The organism is Halomonas sp. 707B3 (assembly GCF_024158645.1).
GTDB classification, from domain to species: Bacteria; Pseudomonadota; Gammaproteobacteria; order Pseudomonadales; family Halomonadaceae; genus Vreelandella; species Vreelandella lionensis.
The window spans coordinates 1-6,918 of sequence record NZ_JAMZBE010000170.1 but is presented as its reverse complement, the minus strand read 5'-3'; the positions used below and the strand labels follow the sequence as shown (position 1 = coordinate 6,918).

Below are 6,918 nucleotides of genomic sequence, written 5' to 3'. Positions count from 1 at the left end.
CATCGTGCTTGTCGCGGAAGTTCGGGTGCAGCGCGTGGGCGTTATCGCAGGAGATCATCAGCGACGACTGAATCAGTTGAATCAACGACTCCTCGCTACCACCGCCTACCTGGGCATTCAAACGCTTCAGCACATCGCCTAAAAACGGCCCTTGGGCACCACAGGCGCTGGCACTACCTACCTCTTCATGGTCGTTCGCCACCAGCAGCGCACCCTGGCTAGCATCACACTCCAGCAGCGCCTCTAGGCCCACAAAGCACGACAGCAGGTTATCCAGCCGCGCGCTGGCCAGCAGCTCTTTGCGCAAACCAATCAGTGAAGGCGGCTGCACGTCGTAAAAGCCCAGCTCAAAATCCACCACTTCTACGGCACGCAGGCCGTGCTGCTCTTCTAGCCACTGGGCTAGCAGATCATTCAGCTTGGCCGTATCACTCTGCATTAATACCGGCGCCATCTGCGTTTGCGGATTGATGGGCCGCCCTGCATTCACGTCGCGGTCCATATGGATCGCGAGGCTAGGAATCATCGCTACCGGGCGGTCCACGTTAAGCAGCACGCTCTCTAAGCGGCCATCGGCATGGCGTACGTGTACCCGGCCTGCCAAGCCTAAATCGCGGTCAAACCAGGGCGCTAACAGCACGCCGCCATATACCTGCACGCCAAGTTGTAGCCAGCCGGCTGAATATTGCGTGGCGTTGGGCTTTAAGCGTAGCCCTGGGCTATCGGTATGAGCACCCAGCATGCGCAGGCTGGTTAACTTACCAGCGGGCAGCTGAAAAGCGATCACAGACGAATCGTTACGCGTCACGTAGTAGCGCTTTCCTGGCACCAACTGCCAGTTCGCGGTCTCTTCCAGGCGCGTAAAGCCCGCCTGCTCCAAACGCTGGGCCATGCTGTGGGTGGCATGCCATGGCGTAGGCGACTGCTGTAAAAAATCGCACAGTCGCGTTAAACGTTCCGCGTTGAAAGCCTCGGACATGGAATTCCTCATAACAGTAATGATTGAGTCTCACAGGGGAAATGACCTGCTACAATGCTCCCTCGGCCTACGCAACTCATAGGCTAACTGCGTGTCTAGGGAAGAATGAGTGTACACAAATCCGGGAGAGCTTGACTGATGAGCTTGTTTGCAACGCTTTCGCGCTCGGTCGCCCTTGCCGTAATGCTGGTGATCACCAGCCCGGCAGCGCTGGCGCAACTCGCGCCGACCGACGAACAACGCCAAGCGGCAGTAGAAATTGCGGACTCGCTCCGCTACGGCCACTATGCTGATATCAATTTTAACGAGCAGTGGTCACAGGAAGCTTTCCAGCGCTATCTGGATATTCTAGATGGTCAGCGCGCCTACCTGCTCAGCCGTGATATTGAACCCTATCGCCATCTTGAAAAAGACATGGCCGAAGCGCTTTTTAATGGCGAGCTAGACGACGCTTTTGCGCTCTACAACCGCCTGAGCGAGCGTCATACCGCACGCCTTGAGTGGCTGCTGGCACGCCTGGACGAAGGGCTCTCGCTTGAATTTAATAGCGACGAGCGCTTAGAAGTTGATCGCGAAGATGCCTCCTGGGCTACCCGCGAAAGCGAGCTGGACGAACTGTGGCGCAAGCGGTTGAAAAACGATGCCCTGACCCTCGCCATTACCGACCAGGACAGCGAGCAGATCGAAGATAACCTGCGCCAGCGCTACGAAGGCCAGCTTTCACGCTTACGCCAAGCAGAATCAGAAGATGTCTTTGGCCTACTGATGGCGGCCGTGTCAGGCACTATCGACCCCCACACCGGTTACCTCTCCCCTCGCCAAGGTGAATCCTTCGATATCCAGATGAGCCTCTCACTGGAAGGCATCGGCGCACTGCTACAAGCAGACGGTGAGTACGTTAAGGTTTCCAGCCTAGTGCCCGGCGGCCCAGCAGAGCGCGCAGGCGTGCTAGAGCCCGCCGACCGCATTATCGCCGTCGGCCAAGAAGAGGGTGAAATGGTCAACGTCGTGGGTATGCGCCTGGACAACGTGGTTGACCTGATTCGTGGCCCGAAAGGCTCCGTGGTGCGTCTGGATGTGGTGCCTGCCCAAGCCGTGGATATGACCCGCTCGCAAATCGTCGAAATCACCCGCGACACGGTCAGCTTGGAAGATCAGGCAGCTGACAGCGAAGTGATTGAAGTTAAACGCGACGGCGCGCCCCACCGCATTGGCGTGATTAACGTGCCCACGTTCTACGTGGATTTCGACGCCTGGCAGGCCGGTGAAGAAGAGTACCGCAGCACCACCCGCGACGTGGCCCGTGAAATCGACAACCTCAAAAAAGAGGGTGTTGAAGGCATCGTGCTGGACCTGCGCAACAACGGCGGCGGCGCACTTCAAGAAGCCAACTCGCTGATCGGCCTGTTTATTGACCGTGGCCCCACCGTGCAAGTACGCGATGCCCAGGGTCGCATTCAGCTGTATGGCGATGCCGAAGCAGGCACCGTTTATGACGGCCCGCTGACCGTGCTGGTGAACCGCTTATCAGCCTCGGCGTCTGAAATCTTCGCCGGTGCCATTCAGGATTACGGCCGCGGCATTGTGGTCGGCGCGTCCACCTTCGGCAAAGGCACCGTTCAAACCCTGAACGAGCTTAGCCACGGCCAGATCAAACTCACCCGCGCCAAGTTCTACCGTATCTCTGGCGACAGCACCCAGAACCGCGGCGTCGAGCCAGACATCACCTTCCCCAGCCTGATTGACCCAGAGCGGATTGGTGAGAGCAGCCTGGACAACGCGCTGGCCTGGGACACCGTGCAAAACGTTCAGTACCGCCGCTACGGCGAGCCGGAACGTGTGCTGCCGACGCTGATTACTCGCCATGAAGAGCGCGCCAAAGAGAACCCTAACTTCCGCTACTTGGAGCGCCAGTCTACTCTGGCCCGCCAGTTGCGCGAGCAGCACACCAGCGTCAGCCTGAACCGCGAGCAGCGCCAACGCGAGCTAGAAGCCCAAGAAGCCGAACAGCTCTCGCTGGAAAACCAGCGCCGCCGCGCCCTGGGCCTGCCGGAACTGGAAGAGTGGATGGATGCGCGTAGCGACGGCACAGCCGCTACCGAAGAGGCAGAAACAGACGCAGAGAACGAAAGCGACGAAGAAGAGATGCCCGTGGACCGCGCCCACGTGCTGGAAGCCGCTGAAATCCTGCTCGACTATGTTCACCTTCAAGATACCCAGCGGATGGCCAAGCGCTAAGTAATGGCTTGACCAGCACTAGGTACGAAGACGCCAGCCCTCGGGCTGGCGTTTTTTTGTGGGTGCTTGCTTGAACCGAACCGCTGCTAGCAGAGGGCAGCGCGCCGCGCCGGGCGGTCGCCCATACGCGCCAAGCGCTGCGTCAGCGCCTCCAGCTGCAGCGCACTCCCCTGCGCACCTGATTCAATAATCGACTGCGCCCAGGCAGGCAGCTGCGGCGCTAAACGGTAGTAGACCCACTGCCCTTCCCGCTGATCCATCAGTAGGCCGCACTGGCGCAGCTGCGCCAAATGGCGAGACACCTTCGGCTGAGACTCCTCTAGCGCATAGGTCATCTCACACACGCACAGCGACTGCTCCTGGGCAATCAGCAGCACCAGCATCAGCCGCGTTTCATCGCTCAAACACTTAAAGACCTGCAGCGCCTGCAGGCTAGTCGCTTTCCCCACGACACCTTCCTACGCCATCAATTGAGGAGGCTAGTTTACGCCAAGGTGGGAGGGAAGGCTAAGGGGTTGGGTTGAAGGAATAGGTATTTAGGTATGGTAAAACGCTCAAGGTGGAGAGTAACACCAGGTGCGGAGCAGGAGTCGAAAACCAATGGGCATACATGTTAATTAGCACCATTATCAGAATAAGAAAAAACAATATACCAACACTGCATTTTAAGCCCTACCAAAGACTGCCTCCCCCCTCACGAAAATACATACTGAAGACACACATAAAAGGCTTACTGAGCAATTTAACATCATCACATACCAACTCATATCCAACGCTCAAAGCAGCTCATAAGCAAAGCAAGATCCAAACAGGAAAAACCAACCTTTTGCGATAACCACCGCTTATAAATTGAAATTTAAAAACTCCTCAAACCCTACTCCCCCTTCATCAATATAACCTTTATTGTGCATTTCCTTGAACCAATTTAACAGGGCATTATACTGAACAGACTGAGATTCACTCTTTACTGGGAGCATATGCTTTATCCAAAGCGAGACATGATCCTCAGTACATTTTTTCTTTCTTGAAAAAATATCTGCAATACGGATTATTCCGGCAGCAAGCTCTTTACTTACAACATCTTCTGGAAATGACCAATGAGCCGAGCCCAAACAGTCTGTATATAGTGCTACTTGCTTCAATTGATCTAACAACTCTGGGTGATTTGAATTTGGATCTGCAACCTTTGATAAACCCTTTAAACTCCTAGCACCTTCAAGCATTAGATCAACCGCAATCCAGTGGGCATTCTTGTCTTTATGGGACCTGAATTTTTTCCAACCATCTTTAAGCTCCTTGCCGTCCTTTGCTAAGGAAAGAGACCTCAAGATTGAAGCCTTGCCTGATTCCTCAATCGAAAGAATGGCTAAGGCAAGTCCAGTTGGATATCGATCATTGTCAAAGAGTAGCTGAGCATCCTCATAAAGCCTTCTAGCATTCTTTTGGGCAGCATTAATTCCAGATGCCACCTGAGATGCACTTAATCTCCCTTTGTACTGTTTTAAACCATGGGTCATCATGTCTCTCAAAACTGGAAATAATAATAATCAAAAATAAAATATTTTTGATCTGAATTCGAGGCAACTATTACAACCCCACTCTTCCATATAGCTCAAATATTTTATTTATGCTAAAAATTCGGCTCTAGAGCAAAGCAACAAAACCGGCTGAATACACACCACTATCGGATATAAAATAAACTCTATTTATTTATCGTCATTACATCTCTTCGTGGCTCTGTAAGAATAGACTCACCTTGCTTACTCCTAAACACTGGCACATCAGGTATAAATTTCGCATGTGCCAATTTCAAATATTGCTTAGCACTTTCACTATCGGCTTCATAAGACAATCTACTATTTACAAACGAGAGCTTAGCTCTAGCATCATTAATTATATCAGCCCAACTTTTTGCCCATACAGTTATATTTAACTCATCATCTTCAAAAATTACACCAGGCGGCTTTCCGCGTTGCTTAGCACGCCTCTTAGCAAAATCATCGAGCTCGTTTGATACAGCGACAAAATTCCATCTAACTTTGACACCATGGAATCTTTCATCATTTGCAACAGCTATCGCATATTTTTCGATCTGTGTCAGAACATCAGAATTTATTTTCTGGCTTGGACGTTTCAGCTCTACCACTAGATAATCATACTCATCCGATCTCGGTTGCACCGCTCTATGCAACATAAGATCAAGACGACCAGTAGAGCCTTCACCAAGATCAACTATATCAGGGTTATCCTCACGAATTCCGAGCTTATCTAAGTGCTTTTTCAGCACTTCCTCCAGCCTCTCCTCACTGGCTGCCAAAGCAAACTCCTCATGGAAAACCCATGCTTCATCTTCAAGTATTTTGTGTAATTGATCTCGCTCCAGAAGCTTACGCTTGCTTTCTTTGTCAAACAACAACGTTTCTAGACCATTAAGAAAATCTAGGCGATTCGCAACAATTTTAGCTGAGCTTATTATCGATGACAGGCTCGTTTTCTTTAAAAGCTCAGCAAGATCATTCTGGGCTTCTCGCTTTAAACCTAACACTTCTTCAATAATAACTTGTACAGACCCAGGATTTTGACGCAAAGCTTGCGCAAGAAGCCTGAAAGTAAATTTTTTTGATTTAATATCTGATTTATCGAAAGATGGCAAATAGCTTTGAACATTTACTGCAACAATATCGAAAACTTGCCGCTCAATGGATTCAATCGAGCCAATATCCTCCTTATCTTCATATGGATAGATTTTCTGCTTTTTCCAATCTTCGACTATAGCGCTCTGCTGCTCGGCAATACGACGCCTAAAATGTGACTTTAAGCATATAATAGCAGATTCAACTACTCTTGTTACGCCTTCATCCATAAAGGCAACTGCAAGCAAGCCACTTTTATCAAGTTTTTTAAAGTAATCAGATTTCACATAGGCTGTAAAGTTGTATCCGGGCGCTCTTACTTTTTGACCAATAGGCATTTCATGAAGTGAAACGCCATTACTGTCACACAAATGAATAGTGCGCTCTGTTGGCGTCTTCCACTCAACAATTACAACTGTAGAACTAATTATCGATCCATCACTTAAAACGATATCATTTAGTGAGTATTCTCGCCTATCTAACTGAGCATCTTTAGCATCAATATTTTGACCGTCGTATTCAATTCGTACACCAGGGTACTCGGTCAGGTATGCCGAAAATATTTTGGCTATCTCATGAGGAGCGTCATCTCCCTGGAGAGATCGAAAATTCCGGAGTGGGTTTGTTATAGTTACGGTCGTTCCAGATACCGCACCTGGTCCACACTCAGCAGGGTCAGTTACGTTGAAGTCATCAAGTGCATTTGCATCACCTCTTATGCTAAACGAGTAAAGTTTTCCATCTTTCTCATATACTGTGCTCCACTCTACACGGAAGCCCAATGCAAATGCTTTAAAACGACCGCGGCCGTTTTTTCCATGTAGCGCGCGGCCTTTGTATTTTTCTGTTTCTTTTTTCCAAGAGTCCCCAAGGTTACCAAATAGAGCTTCTACCTGGACATGATCTATACCATCACCATAATCACGGATAATAATGGCTTCGATCCCATCCATGTCATCGCGTTTTAAATTGATCCTGAATCCGTGAGACCGGCCCCCGGAAGCACTTCTAACCCACTGACCTGCATGGCAATATAGCCATTATCGCCATTCACCCAGACAGTGCCAT

General features: G+C 50.5%; 5 protein-coding genes. 1 reads left to right on the top strand and 4 read right to left on the bottom strand.

Annotated features, from left to right (window positions below):
* Positions 1 to 979 (bottom strand): M18 family aminopeptidase (locus BIS10_RS16325; RefSeq protein ID WP_253506788.1); only part of this gene is annotated, 979 nt, incomplete at its 3' end.
* 138 nt (positions 980 to 1,117) lie between these two features.
* On the opposite strand from BIS10_RS16325, the gene BIS10_RS16320 reads away from it, so the two are divergent.
* Positions 1,118 to 3,217, top strand: coding sequence for a carboxy terminal-processing peptidase (locus BIS10_RS16320; protein WP_253506785.1), 2,100 nt, complete (start codon positions 1,118 to 1,120; stop codon positions 3,215 to 3,217).
* Positions 3,218 to 3,303: 86 nt separating this feature from the next.
* Here BIS10_RS16320 and BIS10_RS16315 read toward each other — a convergent pair whose 3' ends face one another.
* The 3 genes from BIS10_RS16315 to BIS10_RS16305 all read right to left on the bottom strand — a co-directional run bounded on the left by BIS10_RS16315 (position 3,304) and on the right by BIS10_RS16305 (position 6,803).
* Positions 3,304 to 3,666, bottom strand: coding sequence for a metalloregulator ArsR/SmtB family transcription factor (locus BIS10_RS16315; RefSeq protein WP_083024644.1), 363 nt, complete (start codon positions 3,664 to 3,666; stop codon positions 3,304 to 3,306).
* 393 nt (positions 3,667 to 4,059) lie between these two features.
* Positions 4,060 to 4,734, bottom strand: coding sequence for an AbiV family abortive infection protein (locus BIS10_RS16310; protein ID WP_253506782.1), 675 nt, complete (start codon positions 4,732 to 4,734; stop codon positions 4,060 to 4,062).
* Between the two features lie 185 nt (positions 4,735 to 4,919).
* Positions 4,920 to 6,803 (bottom strand): hypothetical protein, encoded by a 1,884-nt coding sequence (locus tag BIS10_RS16305; RefSeq protein ID WP_253506778.1) that lies wholly within the window; start codon positions 6,801 to 6,803, stop codon positions 4,920 to 4,922.
* Positions 6,804 to 6,918: the final 115 nt, after the last annotated feature.

What these genes read in the sequence shown, in the direction of transcription:
- BIS10_RS16310 (WP_253506782.1), bottom strand. Translation starts at nt 4,734, where the DNA reads ATGACCCATGGTTTAAAACAGTACAAAGGGAGATTAAGTGCATCTCAG.
- BIS10_RS16305 (WP_253506778.1), bottom strand. Translation starts at nt 6,803, where the DNA reads ATGGATGGGATCGAAGCCATTATTATCCGTGATTATGGTGATGGTATA.
- BIS10_RS16320 (WP_253506785.1), top strand. Translation starts at nt 1,118, where the DNA reads ATGAGCTTGTTTGCAACGCTTTCGCGCTCGGTCGCCCTTGCCGTAATG.